The 19,267-nt window shown below is 71.0% G+C and carries 16 protein-coding genes and 2 pseudogenes; 7 read left to right on the top strand and 11 right to left on the bottom strand.

What is annotated here, in order from left to right; genetic code table 11:
• Window positions 1–9: 9 nt before the first annotated feature.
• The 3 genes and pseudogenes from K9S39_RS22165 to pspAB all read left to right on the top strand — a co-directional run.
• Window positions 10–693 (top strand): annotated as a pseudogene (locus K9S39_RS22165) (LLM class flavin-dependent oxidoreductase); the annotation flags it as partial.
• 515 nt (window positions 694–1,208) lie between these two features.
• Window positions 1,209–2,108 (top strand): zinc metalloprotease HtpX, encoded by a 900-nt coding sequence (gene htpX / locus K9S39_RS22160; protein ID WP_248865097.1) that lies wholly within the window; start codon window positions 1,209–1,211, stop codon window positions 2,106–2,108.
• Window positions 2,109–2,268: 160 nt separating this feature from the next.
• Window positions 2,269–2,832 (top strand): PspA-associated protein PspAB, encoded by a 564-nt coding sequence (gene pspAB, locus K9S39_RS22155; protein ID WP_248865096.1) that lies wholly within the window; start codon window positions 2,269–2,271, stop codon window positions 2,830–2,832.
• Window positions 2,833–3,023: 191 nt separating this feature from the next.
• Here pspAB and K9S39_RS22150 read toward each other — a convergent pair.
• The 5 genes and pseudogenes from K9S39_RS22150 to K9S39_RS22130 all read right to left on the bottom strand — a co-directional run.
• Window positions 3,024–3,248 (bottom strand): annotated as a pseudogene (locus K9S39_RS22150) (RNA 2'-phosphotransferase); the annotation flags it as partial.
• 14 nt (window positions 3,249–3,262) lie between these two features.
• Complete coding sequence (locus K9S39_RS22145) at window positions 3,263–4,387, bottom strand: MerR family transcriptional regulator (RefSeq protein ID WP_248865095.1); 1,125 nt, start codon at window positions 4,385–4,387, stop codon at window positions 3,263–3,265.
• 29 nt (window positions 4,388–4,416) lie between these two features.
• Window positions 4,417–5,334 carry a metal-dependent hydrolase gene (locus tag K9S39_RS22140; protein WP_248865094.1) on the bottom strand — a complete coding sequence of 306 codons (918 nt, stop codon included), beginning with the start codon at window positions 5,332–5,334 and terminating at the stop codon, window positions 4,417–4,419.
• Window positions 5,335–5,572: 238 nt separating this feature from the next.
• Window positions 5,573–7,408, bottom strand: a complete 1,836-nt coding sequence (locus tag K9S39_RS22135) for an SDR family oxidoreductase (protein ID WP_283112630.1) — start codon at window positions 7,406–7,408, stop codon at window positions 5,573–5,575.
• Window positions 7,405–8,268 (bottom strand): M24 family metallopeptidase, encoded by an 864-nt coding sequence (locus K9S39_RS22130; RefSeq protein WP_248868902.1) that lies wholly within the window; start codon window positions 8,266–8,268, stop codon window positions 7,405–7,407. The genes K9S39_RS22135 and K9S39_RS22130 overlap by 4 nt, the downstream gene beginning before the upstream one ends.
• Before the next feature lie 306 nt (window positions 8,269–8,574).
• Between K9S39_RS22130 and K9S39_RS22125 the strand changes: the two genes are divergently transcribed.
• The 4 genes from K9S39_RS22125 to K9S39_RS22110 all read left to right on the top strand — a co-directional run bounded on the left by K9S39_RS22125 (window position 8,575) and on the right by K9S39_RS22110 (window position 12,318).
• A complete protein-coding gene (locus tag K9S39_RS22125) occupies window positions 8,575–9,669 on the top strand; it encodes an ABC transporter ATP-binding protein (protein ID WP_406708151.1) in 1,095 nt (364 codons plus the stop codon).
• Window positions 9,659–10,612: an ABC transporter permease subunit gene (locus K9S39_RS22120; RefSeq protein WP_248865093.1), complete on the top strand. Its 954-nt coding sequence runs from the start codon at window positions 9,659–9,661 to the stop codon at window positions 10,610–10,612. Before K9S39_RS22125 ends, K9S39_RS22120 begins: the two co-directional genes overlap by 11 nt.
• Window positions 10,609–11,520, top strand: a complete 912-nt coding sequence (locus K9S39_RS22115; RefSeq protein ID WP_248865092.1) for an ABC transporter ATP-binding protein — start codon at window positions 10,609–10,611, stop codon at window positions 11,518–11,520. Before K9S39_RS22120 ends, K9S39_RS22115 begins: the two co-directional genes overlap by 4 nt.
• A gap of 78 nt (window positions 11,521–11,598) precedes the next feature.
• Complete coding sequence (locus K9S39_RS22110; protein WP_248868900.1) at window positions 11,599–12,318, top strand: ABC transporter permease; 720 nt, start codon at window positions 11,599–11,601, stop codon at window positions 12,316–12,318.
• A 97-nt stretch (window positions 12,319–12,415) separates the two neighbouring features.
• Here K9S39_RS22110 and mltG read toward each other — a convergent pair whose 3' ends face one another.
• The 6 genes from mltG to K9S39_RS22080 all read right to left on the bottom strand — a co-directional run bounded on the left by mltG (window position 12,416) and on the right by K9S39_RS22080 (window position 19,186).
• The gene (gene mltG, locus K9S39_RS22105; RefSeq protein WP_248865091.1) at window positions 12,416–13,240 is read right to left on the bottom strand and encodes an endolytic transglycosylase MltG; all 825 of its coding nucleotides are present in this window, start codon (window positions 13,238–13,240) and stop codon (window positions 12,416–12,418) included.
• A 248-nt stretch (window positions 13,241–13,488) separates the two neighbouring features.
• Complete coding sequence (locus K9S39_RS22100; RefSeq protein ID WP_248865090.1) at window positions 13,489–14,778, bottom strand: CynX/NimT family MFS transporter; 1,290 nt, start codon at window positions 14,776–14,778, stop codon at window positions 13,489–13,491.
• Between the two features lie 106 nt (window positions 14,779–14,884).
• Window positions 14,885–15,595 carry a FadR/GntR family transcriptional regulator gene (locus K9S39_RS22095; RefSeq protein WP_248865089.1) on the bottom strand — a complete coding sequence of 237 codons (711 nt, stop codon included), beginning with the start codon at window positions 15,593–15,595 and terminating at the stop codon, window positions 14,885–14,887.
• 209 nt (window positions 15,596–15,804) lie between these two features.
• A complete protein-coding gene (lysA, locus tag K9S39_RS22090; RefSeq protein WP_248865088.1) occupies window positions 15,805–17,232 on the bottom strand; it encodes a diaminopimelate decarboxylase in 1,428 nt (475 codons plus the stop codon).
• 188 nt (window positions 17,233–17,420) lie between these two features.
• The gene (locus K9S39_RS22085; RefSeq protein ID WP_248865087.1) at window positions 17,421–17,738 is read right to left on the bottom strand and encodes an SAV_915 family protein; all 318 of its coding nucleotides are present in this window, start codon (window positions 17,736–17,738) and stop codon (window positions 17,421–17,423) included.
• Between the two features lie 518 nt (window positions 17,739–18,256).
• The gene (locus K9S39_RS22080; RefSeq protein ID WP_248865086.1) at window positions 18,257–19,186 is read right to left on the bottom strand and encodes a LysR family transcriptional regulator; all 930 of its coding nucleotides are present in this window, start codon (window positions 19,184–19,186) and stop codon (window positions 18,257–18,259) included.
• Window positions 19,187–19,267 lie beyond the last annotated feature (81 nt).

Genomic DNA, 19,267 nt, shown 5'->3' with positions numbered 1-19,267 from the left:
CACAAGTTCACGTCGCCGAACTTCCGGCACCCGGTCACCCTCGCCAAGGAACTGCTCTCACTCGACGACATCAGCGGCGGCCGGACGACCCTCGGCATCGGCGCCGGCTCCCCCGGCTTCGACGCCACCGCGCTCGGCCAGGACCCGTGGTCGCCGCGGGAACGGGCCGCGCGCTTCGGCGAGTTCGTACCGCTGCTGGACAAGCTGCTCACCCAGGACGTCGTCACCCATGAGGGCGAGTACTACTCCGCGCACGAGGTGCGCAATATCCCCGGCTGTGTGCAGCGGCCGCGGCTGCCGTTCGCGGTGGCGGCCACCGGGCCGCGCGGTGTGAAGCTGGCGGCCCGGTACGGCCAGGCCTGGGTGACGACCGGAGACCCCAAGGTCTCGAACGGGGGCGGTACGTCGGCCGATTCGCTGGAGGCGGTCCGCGGGCAGACCGAGCGGCTGGAGAAGTCCTGCGCCGACCTCGGCCGGGACAGCCGTGAGCTGCGGAAAGTCATGCTGAGCGGCTTCACCCCGGACCGTCCGCTGGACTCCTTCGACGCCTTTGTGGACTTCGCGGGCGCCCACGCCGAGCTGGGCATCGACGAGCTCGTCATCCACTGGCCGATCGCGGATTCGGTCTTCGAGGCCGATGTCGCGGTCTTCGAGCGGATCGCCACGGAGGGGCTGGCGCAGCTGGGCGCCTAGTGGGGGCCGTAGGAGTGGGTCGTTGTAGTGGGCTGTACCAGCGGGCCGTGGCTCGTAGGTGCCGGTGCTGCGGCGGCGGATTCCGTGGGGTGGGACGGATGTGACAGGGGGAGCGCCAGGCGGGGGTGCCACAGGGGCGCCTCGCAGGAAGGGGAGCGTCGCGGGGTAAGTGCCCCTGTAGGCGGCTGGACCATCCCGGCCGCCCCGGGTGTCCGCTGGCCCCGTCCCTGTTCCCGTCCCCGTCCTGTTCCCCGTCCCTGTTCCCGTCTCCGTTCCCGTTCCCCGTCCGCAGGCTGTTCCCCCGCCAAGCACCCGCCACGCCACCTCGCCGCAGCATCCCGCCGTGCTACCCGCCACAGCACCCCGCCGACCTGGGCTTTATCCCGCCTATAGCCGATAAGAGTGACAATTGAGGCAGTGGCGCAGTGTGCAGGGCGCGGTGCGTGGTCCGAGGTGGCGTGCGCGGCGTCCGGCGCACTGCACGAAGCGAAAGCGCGGCGCGTTGTGGAGGAGCCATGGCACAGACCCGATTCGCCCCCGACCGCGGGCTGACCTCCCGCATGGTCATGACGATGTTCTTCATCGGGTTGCTGTACGTCGTGGTCGTCGGCGTGCTGGTGGTGCTGCTCAAGGGTGCCTGGGTGGTGATCATGCTCCTCGCGGGCGGCATGTTCATCGCGCAGTTCTGGTTCAGCGACCGGATCGCGGCATTCAGCATGGGAGCGCGCGAGGTGACGCCGGAGCAGGCGCCCGAGCTGCATGGTGCCGTCGACCGGCTGTGCGCGCTGGCGGATATGCCCAAGCCGCGGGTGGCGATCGCCGATTCGGACCTGCCGAACGCCTTCGCGACCGGCCGCAATCAGAAGAACTCCATGGTCTGCGCCACGACGGGACTGCTGCGCCGGCTGGAGCCGGAGGAGCTGGAGGGCGTGCTCGCCCATGAGCTCTCGCATGTCGCGCACCGCGATGTCGTGGTGATGACGATCGCGTCGTTCCTCGGCGTGCTCGCCGGGATCATTACCCGGGTCGCCCTGTGGAGCGGTGTCGGACGCAACAGCAGGGACCAGAACGCGGCCATCGCCGTGCTGATCGTCACCGCGGTCAGCGCCGTCGTCTACGCCATCAGCTTCCTGCTGACCCGGTTGCTGTCCCGTTACCGGGAACTGTCCGCCGATCGTGCCGCCGCGATACTGACCGGCCGCCCGTCGTCGCTGGCGTCCGCGCTGACGAAGATCACCGGACAGATGGCGCGGATCCCGACCCGCGATCTGCGCAAGGTGGAGCCGTTCAACGCGTTCTTCTTCGCCCCGGCGTTCAGCAAGGAGCACTTCAGCCGGCTGCTGTCCTCGCACCCGACGCTGGAGCAGCGGCTGGATCAGCTGGGCCGGATCGCCGCACAGTTGGGGCGGTCGTGAGGATTCGAGTCGCGCAGGAGATTCCGTACGGCATCCGGGCGGGGCCGTACGGCTCCGGGCGGGGGCGTACGGGGCGGGGCGGTGTCCCCGATCTGCCGGGAGGCGTGCGGCGACGGATCAACGGGCCAAGTGATCGAATCGATCAAGGAGTGCATCGCGCATGGGATTTCTGGACGCCATCCTCGGCCGCAGCAAGCCGGTACGCCCCGATCTCGACCAGCTCTTCGCGTTGCCGTCCGCCGCCGTCACCCTGCAGGTCGCGGCCGGATTTGTACCCACCGGCCTGGGGTCGGTGTGCTTCGCGAGCGTTGAGGGGGGCGCGTTCTCGCGGATCCAGGAGGAGGCACGGGCACTGCTGGACGGCCCGGTGGAATTCAGCCAGGACGGGTACGGCTATACCTGGCTGCTCGTGAGGCATGCCCCGGAGGATGTGGCGGGCCTGGTCAACGACCTGCACGCGGTCAATACGTCCTTGGCGGAGGCGGGTTTCGGGCCCCAGCTGCTGTGCTCACTGATCGGATTCCGCGATGAGCGGGAGCGGCCGCTGGCGCTGGTCTATCTCTACAAGCGCGGCACGTTCTATCCCTTCGCGCCGCAGCCTGGTGGTGGTGAGAAGCGCGACAACCCGATCGAACTCCAGGTTCGGGCGATGCTCGGGAACGATCTGACGATCGAGAACGATCTGTCGCGGTGGTTCCCGGTGTGGGGGGCTCCTGGGCTCTGACGGGGCTGGGGTCGAGGGCCGGGTGCTTACCGTTCGGGGTGGGCCGAAGGGCTCTGACCTGCAGATTTACGGCCGCTCGTCCAGCCGGGTCACGGCTGGCCGCCGGGTCGGAAGGCTTGACCGCCTGGCCGGGCACGGGCCGACGGCTCAGCTGGGAAGGGCCGACCGCTTGGCCGGGCACGGGCGACCGCTCAGCCGGGAAAGCGGAGGAATTCCGGCGGTACATGGCTGGTGAGCCAGACCCCGTTGGCGCTGACCCGGAACACATGGCCGTTCCGCTGCATCGCTCCCGCGTCGACCGTCAGGACGACGGCCCTGCCACGCCGCGCGCCCACCTGGGGAGCGGTTTCCCGGTCGGGAGAGAGATGGACGGCGTGCCGGGACATCGGTCGCAGTCCCTCGTTCCGGATGGCGGCGAATGCTCCGGGCGTCAGAGGTGTCGGGGCACGTCGGTGGTGTCGGGCACGTCGTGGCCGGTGTGCCGATCGTCCGCCGCTGCGGTTTCGCGGGCGGCGGCCACGGCCAAGGTGTCCATGGTGCGTGCGTGGACCTCGCGGTGTGCGGCGGCGGCGATGAAGGCGGCCGTGTTCTCCGGGCCCACCAGGGCCCGCACGGCCTGCACGGTTTCGGCGGGCAGAGCCAGCGGCTCCGTGCCGGTCGCGGGACGGGGGGCCGCGACCGGCACGGTGGCCGAGGGCGGGGCCGAGGCGTCCGCGGGGACGGTTCGCCCTGCGTCTGCCGCGTCGCCCGCTCGCTCGGTACCGTCCGCCGTCGGCATCACTCCAGCGGTCCCCCGGGAGACCGGAGGCCGCGCTTCGATGAGGTGGTGTCGGAGGTAGCGGGTGGCCAGGGTGCGCATGGCGCGGGCGAGTTCGGCGTCGACGGTCTGCTGGGCGAGGGGGCGCAGCCGTCGGACGAGGACGGCGGCCTCTTCCGCCTCGGCTTCCGTCGGTGAGTGGTCCAGGTACGGCCGGAAGATGTGTTCGGAGGTGAAGTCCAGGAATCGGGAGGCGATATGTTCGACCTGGCCACGCAGCTCGCGCAGATGCCCCGCTATCGCCGCCAACGGAACGCCCGCGGAGTGCAGTTCGGCGGCGACCGCGAGTTCCTGGGGGCTGGGGACCAGGAACTCGTCGTCCCGGCCCCGGACGCGTTCCAGGACGCCCAGGTCGACGGCCTCGGCCACCGCCGCCTCATCGGGGGTGCCGCCGAAGGCGCTGTCCAGATCGGCGCGGCTGATCCGGGATGCCTGCTCGTCGGTCCACGGCCCGTCGATCTCGGCGACCAGGCCGAGGACCCCGCCGAGGTCGAGTCCCGCGTCCCAGGCCTCCAGGAGTTCCTTGATGCTGGCGAGGGTGTAGCCGCGGTCGAGCAGCGCGGCGATCTGGCGCAGCCGGGCCAGGTGGGCGTCGTCGTAGACATTGGCCCGGCCGCGGCGTTCCGGCCGGGGCAGCAGCCCGCGGTCCTGGTAGGCGCGGATCGTGCGCACCGTGGCGCCGCTGAGGTGGGCCAGGTCCTCGATGCGGTACTCGGCCGTCGGCGGCTGCTCGGTCACTGTGGTGCTCCTTACGAGAGGGCCGCGCGCTAGGAGAGGGCCGCGCGGCCCGCCACGCGCGCCGCGGCGCGTGCGGCCGGGGAGGACGCCAGGTAGGCGACGGCCGTGCGCAGCGACCCTTCCTGCGAGGGATGGTACGACCGCCGCAGATACCGCGGTATCGCCGCTCCCAGCTCCCGCCAGGTGGGCAGCAGCCCCTTGTGGACGGCGCGGTTGTGCTCGCGCAGCGTGTAACGGGAGCGGGTGGCGAGCTGCGGGTCGTGCCGGAGGAGGTAGGCCGCTCCCCGGGCCCAGAGGTAGAGGAGGACCGGGGCCGTCACGGACATGCCCAGAATGCGGCGGAGGTAGCGGGCGGGCTCCTGGCCGCCGGTGTGCTGGTACATGTCGAAGGCGACCGCGCGGTGCTCGACCTCTTCCGCTCCGTGCCAGCGCAGCAGATCGAGCATGACCGGGTCGGGTCCGGCGCGGTCCAGGCTGTCGGCGTCCAGCACCCAGTTGCCGAGTACGGCGGTGAACTGCTCGATGGCGGCGATCAGGGAGAGCCGGAAGCGCAGCCACTCCTGCTCGGGGACGGGGAGGCCCAACGGCGGCTTCTCACCCAGCAGATAGTCGAAGAGGAAGTCGATGTGCCGGGTGTAGGGGGCGGTGTCCAGGCCCTGGTGGGCCAGGTGTTCCAGGACGTAGGAGTGCTGGACGCTGTGGGTGGCCTCCTGGCCCATGAAGCCCTTGACGTCCTTGAGCAGCTCCTCGTCGCGGACCAGGGGGAGGGCCTCCTTGAAGACCTTGACGAACCATCGCTCGCCAGCCGGGAGCAGCAGGTGCAGCACGTTGATGACGTGGGTGGCGGTGGGTTCGTCGGGTATCCAGTGCAGCGGCGTCTTGCGCCAGTCGAACGAGACCCGGCGGGGAGTGATCGGGTGCTGCTCCTGTGGGCGTGGCGTGCTCATGCCGACATTCCTCCTGGGGGCACGGCCCAGCGGTAGCTGGGGGACTTCGGCCGGGGGGAACCCCACGCTCGCTCGGCCGCGCACCCGCTCGGCGCGTACCCTTCCATGTTTTGCTCGCGATGCTCACTCATGCGCGGCTCCTGACGTGCGCGGTTCTCCGATTCTCGGCGGGGCACGCCGCACCGGATGCCTCTCAACCCGGCCCGCCCCGCCACGTGGGCCGGGTGGGCGTCCGGCGCTACTGCGGCGGCTTGAGGCGGGCGAGGGCGCGCGTCGCCCGTGGGGTGAAGCGGGACAGGAGATGGGCGCCGCGTGCCTCGGGGGTGACGGGCACCACCGCCTGGTTGCGGACCACCGCACGCAGGATGGCGTCCGCGACCTTCTCCGGCGGATAGTTGCGCCTCCCGTACAGGCGCGTGGCCTTGCTCTGGCGGCGTTTCTCCTCTTCGGGGGAGACACCGGCGAACCGCGCGGTGCTGGTGATGCTGGTGTTGACGAAACCGGGGCAGATGGCCGAGACACCGATGCCCTGGCCTGCCAGCTCGGCGCGCAGACACTCGCTGAGCATCAGCACGGCCGCTTTGGAGGTGCTGTAGGCGGGCAGGAACCGGGACGGCGAAAAGGCGGCGGCCGAGGCGGTGTTGACGATATGGCCGCCCTGTCCGCGGTCCGCCATCCGCTTGCCGAAGACCCGGCAGCCGTGGATGACGCCCCACAGATTGACGTCCAGGACCTTCTTCCAGTCCTCGGCGCCGGTCTCCATGAAGGAGCCGGAGAGCCCGATACCGGCGTTGTTCACCAGCACGTCGACGGTGCCGTATTCGGCGTCGACCTTGTCGGCGAGCTTCTCCATTGCCTCCTCGTCCGAGACGTCGACGGCCTCGCCCCAGGCGTGCGGGGCTCCGATCAGCCGCGCCATGTCGGCGGTCCGCGCGGCGCCCTCGGCGTCGCGGTCGACGGCGACGATACGCGCGCCGGCCTCCGCGAAGGCGAACGCCGTCGCCCGGCCGATGCCGCTGGCCGCGCCGGTCACCAGTACCAGCTGGCCGCCGAAGCGGTCGGCATACGGGCCGGAGGCCGCGATCTCCTTCGCCGGATCGCCCTCCTCCTTGGCGGTGACGAACTCCGCGATCCAGGAGACCAGTTGGTCGGGCCGGGTGCGTGGCACCCAGTGTTTGGCCGGCAGGGTGCGGCGTACCAGCTGGGGCGCCCACTGCTCCAGGTCGTCGTAGAGCCGCTGGGAGAGGAACATATCGCCGGTCGGGGTGATGAGCTGGACCGGGCAGTGCGCGTAGGCGTCGGCCCGGGGGTGGCGCAGCCGGGCGCGGACGTTGTCGCGGTAGAGCCAGGCGCCGTGCGCGGCGTCGGCCGGCAGCGACGCGGTCGGATAGCCGCCCGGCGTCTTTTCCACCCGCTGCAGGATGGCCGGCCAGCGCTTGCCGAGCGGGCCTTTCCAGGCCAGTTCGGGCAGCACGGGGGTGTGCAGCAGGTAGACGTACCAGGACTTGGCGCTCTGGTTGAGGAGCTGGGCGGTGCGCCGGGGGGTGGGGCGCGCCAGCCGCTTCTTGACCCAGTGGCCGAAGTGGTCCAGGGACGGGCCGGATATGGAGGTGAAGGAGGCGATCCGGCCTTCCGTACGCCGGACCGTGGCGAACTCCCACGCCTGCACGGAGCCCCAGTCATGGCCCACCACATGGACCGGGCGGTCGGGGCTGACGGCGTCCGCGACGGCCCGGAAGTCGTCCGTCAGTTTCTCCAGCGTGAAGCCGCCGCGCAGCGGCTTCGGGGCGGTGGAGCGGCCGCAGCCCCGGACGTCGTAGAGCACCACATGGAAACGGCCGGCCAGTCCGCGGGCGACCTCGGACCACACTTCCTTGCTGTCCGGATAGCCGTGCACCAGGATCACCGTCGGCTGCGTCGGATCCCCCAGCTCGGCGACGCACAGCTCGACGCCGCCGGTGCGTACCCAGCGCTCCCGCGCCCCTCGGAGCCCGGCCCCGGCCGCCTGGCCGGACGCGGATGACGGACCCTGCCCCTTGCCCCGTCCACGTCCCAGTCCACGTCGCTCGTTCACGCGGCCTCCTCCTGCCAGCGCCGCACATGCGGCAGATCGTCGTCCAGCCAAAAGGCGCTCTCCTGAGGGTCCCTGGAGTCCGTGACGACCAGGATCTCCTCGAACTTCGCGCCCGTGCCCCGGAATCCGAGGTGCGGTTCGACCGCCCACAGGCCCGGCTGCGGGGGATGGTCGGAGAAGGTGTACGGGCTCCACAGCGGGGACCAGCCCTCACGGTGACCGTGCAGCGCGTCGGAGGCGAGCCCCTTGAGGGACTGGGTGCCGAACCCGAAGAGGGCGGGGGACCAGCGGCGCTCCCGGACCCGGTCGACCTTGTGGGCGATGACGCCGAAGGGATAGGCGCGGTGGCGGTTGGCGTACCCCTGCCGCACCATCAGCCGGTCGACGTCCTCGTAGATCTCCCGCAGCGGTCGGCGCTCCCGCACCTCGCGCAGGATCAGCTCGCGATGCGCTTCGAGATCGGCGAGCAGTCGGTCGTGCACGGGGTTGAGCCCGAGGCAGCCCGAGTAGCCGATATCGGCCGTGAAGCCCTTGTAGACCGGCGCCATGTCGAGGATGAAGGCCATCCCCGGCTCCAGCTCGCGGTGGGTGGGGAAGAACTGCAGCGGGATGCGGAAATTGACGAAGGCCGTACGGTCGCCGAACCAGGCGAACGGCAGATGGAACCAGTCCCGCACACCGCGCTCACGCAGCCACTCGCGCTGCATCCGTGCCGCCGCGCGCTCGGTGACGCCGGGCTTGAGCTGGGCGGCCACCGCCTCCGCGCAGGCATAGGCGAGCCGCTGGACCTCGCGGAATCCCGCCAGCCCGGCGGTGGGTCCTCCGGCTTCTGCTGAGGTCGCTGAGGTTACTGAGGCCATCGCCAACCGTCCGTCCATGAGCAGTTCATCGCGGTACTCGCCCGTAACTTGACATTGATGAATGTGACAATGACTGGCGGCTGCGTCAAGGGGTGTGCAGGAGGCGAGGTGAAACCACCGCGTTCCTGCGCCCGGCCCGATCCGGCTCGACCCGATCCGGCCCGACCCGATCCGGCCCGACCCTGAGTCCTGATCCTCCGAGGGCAGGCCACCCCTAAGGGGCTGTAGTCCCGGAGAGGTAGGACGGATCCCACCTCAGGGTTGACGACCGGTGTGGCGGCCGCCCCTACCGTCGAAGACGTGACAGTGATCGTGACCGAACGCCTGAGCAAGCGGTTCCCGCGGGTGACCGCCTTGGACCGGCTCTCCGTTGACATCGCCCCCGGCGTGACCGGCCTGGTGGGCGCCAACGGCGCCGGCAAGTCCACCCTGATCAAGATCCTCCTCGGCCTGGCCCCGGCCACCGAAGGGACCGCGCATGTCCTCGGCCTGGACGTGACCAAGGACGGCGGCACCATCCGTGAGCGGGTCGGCTACATGCCCGAGCACGACTGCCTGCCGCCGGACGTCTCGGCCACCGAGTTCGTCGTGCACATGGCCCGGATGTCCGGCCTGCCGCCGACCGCCGCCCGCGAGCGCACCGCCGACACCCTGCGCCATGTCGGTCTGTACGAGGAGCGCTACCGCCCCATCGGCGGTTACTCGACGGGCATGAAGCAGCGCGTCAAGCTGGCCCAGGCGCTGGTCCACGACCCGCAGCTGGTGTTCCTGGACGAGCCGACCAACGGCCTGGACCCGGTCGGGCGGGATGAGATGCTCGGCCTGATCCGCCGCGTCCACACCGACTTCGGGATCTCCGTCCTGGTGACCTCCCACCTGCTCGGCGAGCTGGAGCGCACCTGCGACCACGTCGTCGTCATCGACGGCGGCAAGCTGCTGCGCTCCTCTTCGACGGACGAGTTCACGCAGGTCACGGCATCGCTGGCGGTGGAGGTCACGGACACCGACAGCCATCCGGACGGCACCGCCGCGCTGCGTGCCGCGCTGGCCGGCGCCGGCGCCGCGGTGACCACCGGCACCGGCGGCACCACCGGCACCGTCGGCTCCGGGCGTCTCGCCTCGCACGGTCACGTGCTGTATGTCGAGGCAGCCGGCGAGGAGACCTACGACCTGGTGCGGGACACCGTCGCCGGCCTCGGCCTCGGCCTGGTCCGGATGGAACAGCGCCGTCACCACATCGCCGAGGTCTTCCGTGACGCGGACGCAGACGCGGACCCAGACGCGGACGCGGCCGCCGAGACCGCCGCGCGCCTCCCGGCCCGCCCGGGAGGCGCCACCGCCCAGAGCGCTCCGAGCGCCCCGCACGCCAGCCAGGAAGGAGGCGCCCCCGATGTCGCCTGAGCCCATGACGTCCGTATCCGGTGCCCCGTCCGGAGCCGCGGCATCGGCCTCGCCCCAGACCGCCCCGTCGGGTGGGGCCTACATCCACAACATCGGCTACCGGCACTACGACGGCCCTCGCCTGGGCCGCGCCTACGCCCGCCGGTCGCTCTTCTCGCAGAGCCTGCGCGGTGCCTACGGACTCGGCCGTTCGGCCAAGAGCAAGGTACTGCCGATGCTGCTGTTCGGGGTGATGTGCCTGCCCGCCGGGATCCTGGTCGCGGTGACCGTCTTCACCAAGGCCGACAGCCTCCTCGTCGACTACACCCGCTACGCCGTCTACCTCCAGGCCGTCATCGGCCTGTACCTCGCCGCCCAGGCCCCGCAGTCCGTCTCCCGCGATCTGCGCTTCAAAACCGTCCCGCTGTATTTCTCCCGGCCCATCGAGCGGAGCGACTATGTCGCGGCGAAATACGCCGCCATGGCGAGCGCCCTGTTCATCCTGACCGCCGCTCCCCTGGTGATCCTCTACGCGGGAGCGCTGCTGGCGAAACTGGACTTCGTCGACCAGACCAAGGGGCTGGGCCAGGGGCTGGTGTCCGTCGCGTTGCTCTCGCTGCTGTTCGCCGGGATCGGCCTGGTCATAGCCGCGCTCACACCGCGCCGCGGCTTCGGTGTCGCCGCCGTCATCGCCGTGCTCACCATTCCGTACGCCGCGGTGAGCGCCATCCAGGGCATCGCCTCCGTCCAGGGCAGCGAATCCGCCGTCGGCTGGCTCGGGCTGTTCTCCCCCATCACGCTCATCGACGGCGTGCAGACGAAGTTCCTCGGCGGAAGCAGCTCCTTTCCCAACGGCCTGGAGCCGTCGACCGCCGCCGGTCTCGTCTACCTCCTCGTCACGCTGATCGTCATCGCCGGCTGCTACGGCCTGCTGATGCGCCGCTACAGGAAGGCCGGGCTGTGACTTCCCTCCACATCGACCACGTCTCCCGCTGGTTCGGAAATGTCGTCGCCGTCAACGACATCACCATGACCATCGGTCCCGGCGTCACCGGCCTGCTCGGCCCCAACGGCGCCGGAAAATCCACCCTCATCAACATGATGGGCGGCTTTCTCGCACCCTCCAACGGCACTGTCACGCTCGACGGCACCACCATTTGGCGCAACGCCGGCATCTACCGCCACATCGGCATCGTCCCGGAGCGCGAGGCGATGTACGACTTCCTCACCGGCCGCCAATTCGTCGCCGCCAACGCCGAGTTGCACGGACTCGGCCGGGCCGAGGCGGCCAGGGCGCTGGCCACCGTCGAGATGGAATACGCCCAGGACCGCAAGATCTCGACGTACAGCAAGGGCATGCGGCAGCGCGTGAAGATGGCCTCCGCGCTGGTCCATGATCCGTCGGTGCTGCTGCTGGACGAGCCGTTCAACGGCATGGACCCGCGTCAGCGGATGCAGCTGATGGAGCTGCTGCGGCGGATGGGCGACGAGGGCCGTACGGTCCTCTTCTCCTCGCACATCCTCGAAGAGGTCGAGCAACTTGCCTCGCATATCGAGGTGGTGGTGGCCGGCCGGCATGCCGCGTCGGGTGACTTCCGCAAGATCCGCCGACTGATGACCGACCGCCCGCACCGCTATCTCGTCCGGTCCGACAACGACCGGGCGCTGGCCGGAGCGCTGATCGCCGACCCCTCGACGGCCGGTATCGAGGTCGACCTCGCCGAAGGCACCCTGCGCGTCCAGGCCGTCGACTTCGCCCGCTTCACCGAACTCCTGCCGAGGGTCGCCCGTGACCACGGCATCCGCCTTCTGACGGTCTCGCCCTCCGACGAGTCGCTGGAATCCGTCTTCTCGTACCTGGTAGCGGCCTGAGGCCGAAAGGAGCCCCGACGCATGTCCACGACCTCCCCACCGGCCCCGCCGACGGCCATGACCCCGCCGAGGGCCTCGCTGTTCAACCCGACTGTCGCCCGGCTCACGTACCGCGCGCTGCTCGGCCGGCGCCGCGCCGTGATCCTCTTCGCGCTGCCCGCCCTTCTGGTGGTCATCGCCGTCGCCGTCCGGTCCCTGGCCGGGGCCGACGACACCACCGCCAACGGCATCCTGGGCGGTTTCGCGCTCGGCACGATGGTGCCGCTGATCGGCGTCATCGCCGGAACGGGCGCGATCGGCCCGGAGATAGACGACGGCTCGGTGGTCTATCTGCTGGCCAAGCCGGTGCCACGGCCGACGATCATCTTCACCAAACTCCTGGTCGCGATCGGGGTGACGGTGGTCTTCTCCGCCGTCCCCGTGCTCGTCGCCGGCTTCGTCCTGAACGGCAACAGCCAGCAGATAGCGGTGGCATACGCCCTGGCGGCGACCGTCGCGTCGATCGCCTACAGCGCGCTGTTCCTCTTCTTCGGCACGGTCACCCGGCACGCCGTCGTCTTCGGCCTGGTCTACGCCCTGGTCTGGGAGGCCCTCTTCGGGAACCTCGTCCCCGGTGCGAAGACCCTCAGCGTCCAGCAGTGGGCGCTGGCGGTGGGCCAGAAGACGGGCGCGGAGGGCGCGATCACCTCGGAAGTCCAACTGCCGTTCGCGATATCCCTGTTGGCGGCCGTCACGGTCGCGGCAACCTGGTACGCCGGGCGCCGACTGAAGTCCCTGACCCTGGCGGGAGAGGAATAGGAGCAGGAGGAGGGGACGGGGAGAGGGCGGTCAGCGGCCGCCCGCCTCGCCCCGTCCGCCCGCCCGGGGCGGCAGCTCGCTCCGTTGCCAGGTTCTCTCAGGCGGTCGGGGCGCTCCCGCCGGCGCTCTTCTGATGGTCGTTGAACTCCTGGACGTTCTTCAGGTGTTTCTGATAGTCGGCGGTGAAGCGGGTGTCGCCCGGTTTGACGGTGACGAAGTAGAGCCAGTCCCCCTTGGGCGGCGAGCCCGCCGCCTTCAAAGCCTCCGCCCCGGGGTTGTCGATCGGGGTGGGTGGCAGGCCCTGGTGCCGGTAGGTGTTGTACGGGCTGTCGGTCTTGGTGTCGGAGTGGCTGGTGTTGAGGGTGTTGCGGTCCAGCGCGTAGTTGATCGTCGAGTCCATCTGCAACGGCATGTTCTGCGCGAGCCGGTTGGCGATGACCCGGGCGACCTTGCCCATATCGCCCGGCCGGTCGGCCTCGGCCTGGACGATGCTGGCGATCACGACGGTCCGGTACGAGGTGATGCCGTCGTCGGCGAGCCGCTGGTTGGCGGTACGGACCATGTAGGAGAGCAGGGATGCCGGGGTGGCGTCGTCGTCGATCGGATAGGTCGCCGGGAAGAGGTAGCCCTCCGGATTGCCCTTTGCCTCTTTCGGCAGTGCGAGCCGCGCGGTCTTCGCGGCCTTCGCGGTGGTGCCGGGGGCCACATGAAGGGCCTTGTCGGCAGCGGCGTAGATCTGGGTGGCCCGCAGCCCCTCCGGGACCGTCAGCTTCTCCTCGCGTTCCGGCTCGCCGCGCAGCAACCGCGGCAGGACCAGTACGGCGACTATGACGAGGATGCACAGAACGGCAACAAGGATGAGCCAGCCGGTACGGGGGAGCCGTGGGCCGCGTCGGCGAACGGTGCGCTGAACATCGCTCATGAGGGCACGGTAGGCCAGTCCGCCGGGTTGCGGGATGGCACCTGGGCATCCGTCCCGCTGCCGGGGGCCTCCGGGAGAGGCCGCCATCGACCTGCCATCGGCCTCCGGGAGAGGCTGCGTATCTACCTGCCACCCGCCTCCGCGAGAGGCTGCTGACGGCCTCTGCCGGGACCGCGCTCCGGCGCCCCCACCCAGAGCACCGCCAGAACGTCCCAAGCGCCCAACCCCCCAACAGCCGGTAAAAGTCCCTACGCCCCGCCCCCGATGCGCCGATCGCGGCCCGCGCCCAGGGCCAGCAGGGCCAGGCCGCCGCAGACGGCGAGCAGGAGGGCGATCGGGAGGGTCCAGCCGCCGGTGGCCTGGTGGACCGCGCCGAGGGCGAGCGGGCCGGCCGCCGCCAAGAGGTAGCCCCAGGTCTGCGCCATGCCGGAGAGACGGGCGGCGGTGTGCGCGTCGCCGGAGCGGAGCACCATCATCGTCAGCGCCAGGCCCAGCGCACCGCCCTGCCCGATACCGAGGAGCGCGGCCCACAGCCAGGCACCCGCCACGGGCGCCACCAGCAGTCCGACGACACCGCAGGCCATCAGCCCGGAGACGGCCACGCCCAGCAGCCGCTGCCGGCGCATCCGTCCCGCGAGCATCGGCACCGCGAACGACCCCACCATCTGCACCAGCGTGCTGAAGGCGAAGACCAGGCCGGCCGCGCCCTTGCCCATACCGTTGTCGGTGAAGATCGTCGGCAGCCACGTGATGGTCACGTACGCGATCAGCGACTGCGAGCCCATGAAGAGCGTCACCTGCCAGGCCAGCGGGGAACGGCTCAGCTTCGGGCCGTCCTCGTTGGTGCGTACGGGTGACGCGGCGGCCGCACCGTGCGAGGTGCCACGCCGGGCGATCACCGCCTGCGGGAACCAGACCACCGCGGCGACGGCGGCCAGCAGCGACCAGGAGACCAGCGAGCCCTGCCAGCCGCCGAGGGCGTTCTCCAGTGGCACGGCGGAGGCGGCCGAGACGGTCGCACCGAGGATCATCGCCGTCGAGTACAGCGCCGTCATACCGGCGGCCCGCTCCGGGAAGTCCCGCTTGATCAGGCCCGGCATCAGCACGTTCAGCAGGGCTATGGACGTACCGACCACCGCGCAGCCCACGAACAGCGCGACGACGGGCGGGGCGATCCGCAGCACGATGCCGCCGCACAGCAGGACCAGCGCGGCGCACAGCACCGTCTCGGTGCCCCAACGGCGGGCCAGTTTGGGCGCGATGATCGAGCCGAGGCCCATGAAGGCCAGCGGGATGGTTGTCACCAGGCTGCTGGCGGTCGCGGCCAGGTGGAAGTGCCCGCCGATCTCACTGAGCAGCGGCGAGACACCGGCCAGCGCCGCCCGCATGTTGAGCGCGGCGAGGACGATTCCGGCCAGCACGAGGACCGGGTGGGCCCGTAGCCGACGGCGGGCCGCGGCGACCGGCGGTGCCGCGACCAGATCCTCTTCGGCGTCGATCAAGTCGATCAGGGGGGCATCGGGCCTGGTTTCCGGCATGCGTACGTACCTCGTCAATCGTGCGTGTGTGAAGGGGGTCGGGGCGCGGCGAGCCGTGGGCCGCGGGCTCCGCGCGAGGGAACGGAGAAAGAAGGGCCGGGCTTGGCTAGCGGGTGGCGAGCAGGGCCTCGACGGCCTGCTTCGGCTTGTCGAGGAGCTCGCGGGTGGCCCGCTCCGCGGCCTCCGGGTCGCCTGCCGCGATCGCGTCCATGACCCGGCGGTGATCGCCGTGTACGACCTTCGGCATCGCCTGGTCGACGAGCGCGCTGACCAGCGCCTCCCGTACGGAGCTGCTGAACCAGCCGTACGTCGCCGTCAGCGCGGTGTTGTGCGCGGCCTCGACGACGGCCTTGTGGAAGGCGATGTCGTGATCGGCGTAGAGCTCAAGGCTGCCGGTGTCGGGCTGCCCGTCGGCGTCCGCCAGCTCGGCCTGGGCGTCCAGGGCCGCCCGCATCCGCTCCAGGTCGGCGGGCTCGTGACGCAGCGCGGCCAGCCGGGCGGCCTCCGCCTCCAGCGCGATCCGCAGCTCCAGGACATCGCGGATTCCGGCCCGTTGGACGCCGCGCATGATGTCGCCCGGATCGGCGGTGGAGACCACGAACGTGCCCTCGCCCTGCCGTGAGCGCAGCATTCCGGCGTGTGCCAGCACCCGGACCGCCTCGCGGACGGTGTTACGGCCGACCTGGAGCTGTTCCGCGAGGGTGTGCTCGGTCGGGATGCGGTCGCCGACCTGCCACTCACCGGCGGCCAGCTGGGACCGCAGGGCTTCGACGACGGTGTCCACGAGGGACTGCCGCCCCGCTGCCTGCAGTGCCATGACCGTCCGCCTTTCGTGTCCGCTCGTCATCGGCGTGATGTCCGGATGTGATGCCTGAATGGGGCCTGTGTGGGAGACACCCGGTTGCCCAGTCATCCTACAACTTTGCTTGAGCGTACACGGAAGTGGGGCAGAGGTGAACTTGCGCTGGTCAGGAAGGCGGGGAGGGGGTGGAGAGCCCGCGCCAGGGTGTCAGCGCGGGCCCGTCCTCACAACCCGATATCCCGCTCCTGAATGTCGGCGAACGATTCGCGGCGCACCAGAAGCCGGGCCCTGCCGTCGACCACGGCGACGACCGGAGGCCGGCCGACGAGGTTGTAACCGGAGGCCATCGAGAGGTGGTACGCGCCCGCCACGGGGACGGCGAGCAGATCACCGGGCCGGATGTCGCCCGGGAGCCGGACGTCCGACGCGAGCACATCGCCCGCCTCGCAGTGCCGGCCGACGACGGTGACCGCCTCCGGCGCGGCGGCCGAACGGCGGCCGACCAGCCGGGGCGCGTAGCGCACCCCGTACAGCGCCGGCCGTGGGTTGTCGCTCATCCCGCCGTCCACCGCCACGAACCGGTGCGCCCCGGTCTGCTTGACCGCCAGCACCCGGTAGAGGACGACACCGGCCGGACCGGCGATGGCACGGCCGGGTTCGATGACGAGCCGTGGCACCGGCAGTCCGGCCGCCGCGCAGCCACGGGCCAGTTCGGCGCGGACCTTGGCGGCGAGGCAGGCGATGTCGAGCGCGGGCTCGCCCGGACGGTAGGCGATGCCGTGGCCGCCGCCGAGGTCCAGTTCGGGCAGTGTGATGCCGTGCTGGTCGTGCACCCGCGCCAGCAGTCCGATCAGCCGCCGTACCGCCGACAGATACGGCTTGACGGTGGTGATCTGCGAGCCCAGGTGGCAGTGCAGGCCCACCGGTTCGAGGCGCGGCTGGCCCAGGATCCGGGCGATGGCGTGCTGCGCGGAACCGTCCGCGACCGACAGCCCGAACTTCTGGTCGTCGGTCCCGGTACGGATCTTGGCGTGGCCGCCCGCGGAGATCCCCGGCACGACCCGGATCAGCACCTTCTGGCGGCCCCCCGGCGGGACCGCGGCGGCCAGCCGGGCGATCTCCGAGGTGCTGTCGATGACGATCCGCCCGACACCGAGCCGCAGCGCGGCCGCCAGGTCGTCCGGGCTCTTGGCGTTGCCGTGCAGCACGATCCGCTCGGGCGGAAAGCCGGTGGTCACGGCGAGCTCCAGCTCGCCGGCCGAGCAGACGTCCAGGCCGAGGCCCTCCTCCCGGACCCAGTGCGCCATGGCGCGGCACAGGAACGCCTTGGCCGCGTAGAGCACTTCGGTGTCCGGGAAGGCCCGCAGATAGGCGCGGCAGCGCCGGCGCACCTCATGCTCGTCCAGCACGTAGGCGGGGGTGCCGAAGCGGTCGGCGAGCTCGGACAGGGGGACGCCGCCGACGGCGAGGTCGGCGTGGGGGAGGGGAACCGTGGACCCGGGCCAGAGGGCGAGCGACTCGTCCTCCGGAGGCGCGCCCGGGGCGTCCGAGGGGGCGGTGCCCGGCGGGGCCTCCGAAGGGGCCTCGGCGGGGGCGGCAGGCCGCCTGACGGGGGCGCCGGACGACTCGGCCTTCCGCGGCCCCGGGGTCACCGGCGGGGCGACAGCCTCGTACGACGCGGATGACGCGGGCGACGAAGGCGGCGCGGGCGACGCGGACGGCACAGGCGGCGCAGTGGACCCCGCACCCCCCGCGGACGCCCCGGACCCCCTGGATGTCCTGGGTGCCGCGGAATCATCGGTCTGAGGAAGCGTGTGATGGCTCATGTGTCCGCCCCTCCTCATGCGGCCCGTACGTGGTGAAGCCGGGAGAGGTCGGGGGCGAACCGTGGATCGACGGTGACGATCGTCGCCCCCAGCGGCTCGGCCAGCGCGCGCAGCGCGGGCTCGGAGAGCGTGACCCAGAGCTGGCTGCCGCCGAGTGTCTCGGCCAGCCGCTGCTGCGAGGTGAAGCCGACGACCGTACGGCCGCCGAGGGGGGTGCGGAACAGGCGGGCTGTGCAGCCCGCGGGACCCGACCGGACGGGGACGAAGAGAGGTCCGGCCGGGACGCGATCAGAAGGTTCGGGATCTTCCGTGAACAAGACGTTGTGGGACACGGCATTGCTCCTTGGACAAAACGTCGGCCCCGGACCAGTGGGTAACGCGTACGCCAGGGCTCGACTCTGACGCTATTCCCGGAAAACCGGACAGCTCGGCACCCTCTGACGCTTCATTGACGATTCGTGGACAGGACTTGACGCGATACTGCCGCTCAGTGGCCGACGGGCGACGACCTGCGAGGGGTGATCGACGATTGGTGAACAAGCGCGACGTTCCGTGACCGGTGTCCAGCGCCCGTATGCACGGTCCGTGGGCCATAGCCCACCCTCCGTGAGATACCACCGTCCCACCATGGGCCATCCCGGGGCCGCGCGCCACTCGTGAACCCGTCCACCCTCCGTGACCGCCGCCCTTGACCCTGACACCGTGGCAAGCGGCCCGAACGGCGGCGGTCGCGCGGCCGGCCCAGGTCGAGGCGAGGCTCCGGACGACCGAGAGCGAGGGACGCAGTCCGCCGACGATGAGGTGGTCAAGCGCACGGAAACGGTACTGCTCGCGGAGCTGAGCGGGCCGCTCATCCGCGTCTGACGCCGCGCGCCGTCCGGCCGTCGCCGCACAGGCGGCCCTTCACCGTCTCCGCGAACTCCACGGCCGCCGGGCTCAGCGCCTCCCATTGGCGTACCGCCCAGCCCGTCGCCAGCGCGGGCAGTGAGGGAATCGGCACCAGACGCAGTGCGGGGGTGGCGGCGGCCCGGCGGCCCGGCAGTTCCGGTACCACCGCATGGCCGACGCCCAGTTCGGCCAGCAGTAGGGCGGTGTCCCAGTCGGCCACGCTGGTGGTGCTCGGCGGCGGAACGGCCCCGGTCTCCCGGCGGTTCAGATGGCCGTCGAGCCGCATCCGGGACGTGGAGTTCTCCGGCAGCCGTATGTGCCGGATGCCGGCCAGCTCATCGGGCTCGATCCGCTCCCGTGCGGCGAGCGGATCGTCGGCGCGTACGGCCAGTACCCACGGCAGATCGATCACCGGATGCTGTTCGATACCGCGCACCGGCGGGCCGATGGTGATCCAGGCCAGCTCGGAGGTGCCGTCCGCGACGGCCCCGAAACAGCGACGGCTGGAACTCTCGGTCTGGAACTCCAGATGGACCTGCGGATGCCGGGCACGGAAGTCGACCACCGCGTCGGACATGAAGTGCCGTACGGTCGTGGCGCCCGTGGTCACCCGCACCGTGCCGCCGTCGCCCTCCCGCATATCGGCGAGCGTGCGCAGTGCCAGATCCAGCCCGCCGAGTCCGTCGGCGGCCGCGCGGTGCAGGATCCGGCCGGCCTGGGTCGGCGCGACGCCGCGCGCCCGGCGCTCCAACAGGCCGATGCCCGCCTCGCGTTCGAGCCTTTTGACGCGCTGGCTGACGGCCGACTGCGTACAGCCCAGGTCCCGGGCGACGGCGCTGAGATTGCCCGCCTCGCAGACGGCAACGAAAGCACGGAGATCATCGAGGGTCACGGACCCAGACTACCCCCAACCCAAGCTATTGCTAAGGGATCTGAAAGGAAGCCAGAGGATTGACTTGGGTATGGGTTCACC

This window comes from Streptomyces halobius, from assembly GCF_023277745.1.
Lineage (GTDB): Bacteria > Actinomycetota > Actinomycetes > Streptomycetales > Streptomycetaceae > Streptomyces > Streptomyces halobius.
This window is presented reverse-complemented; position numbering and strand designations above follow the sequence as displayed.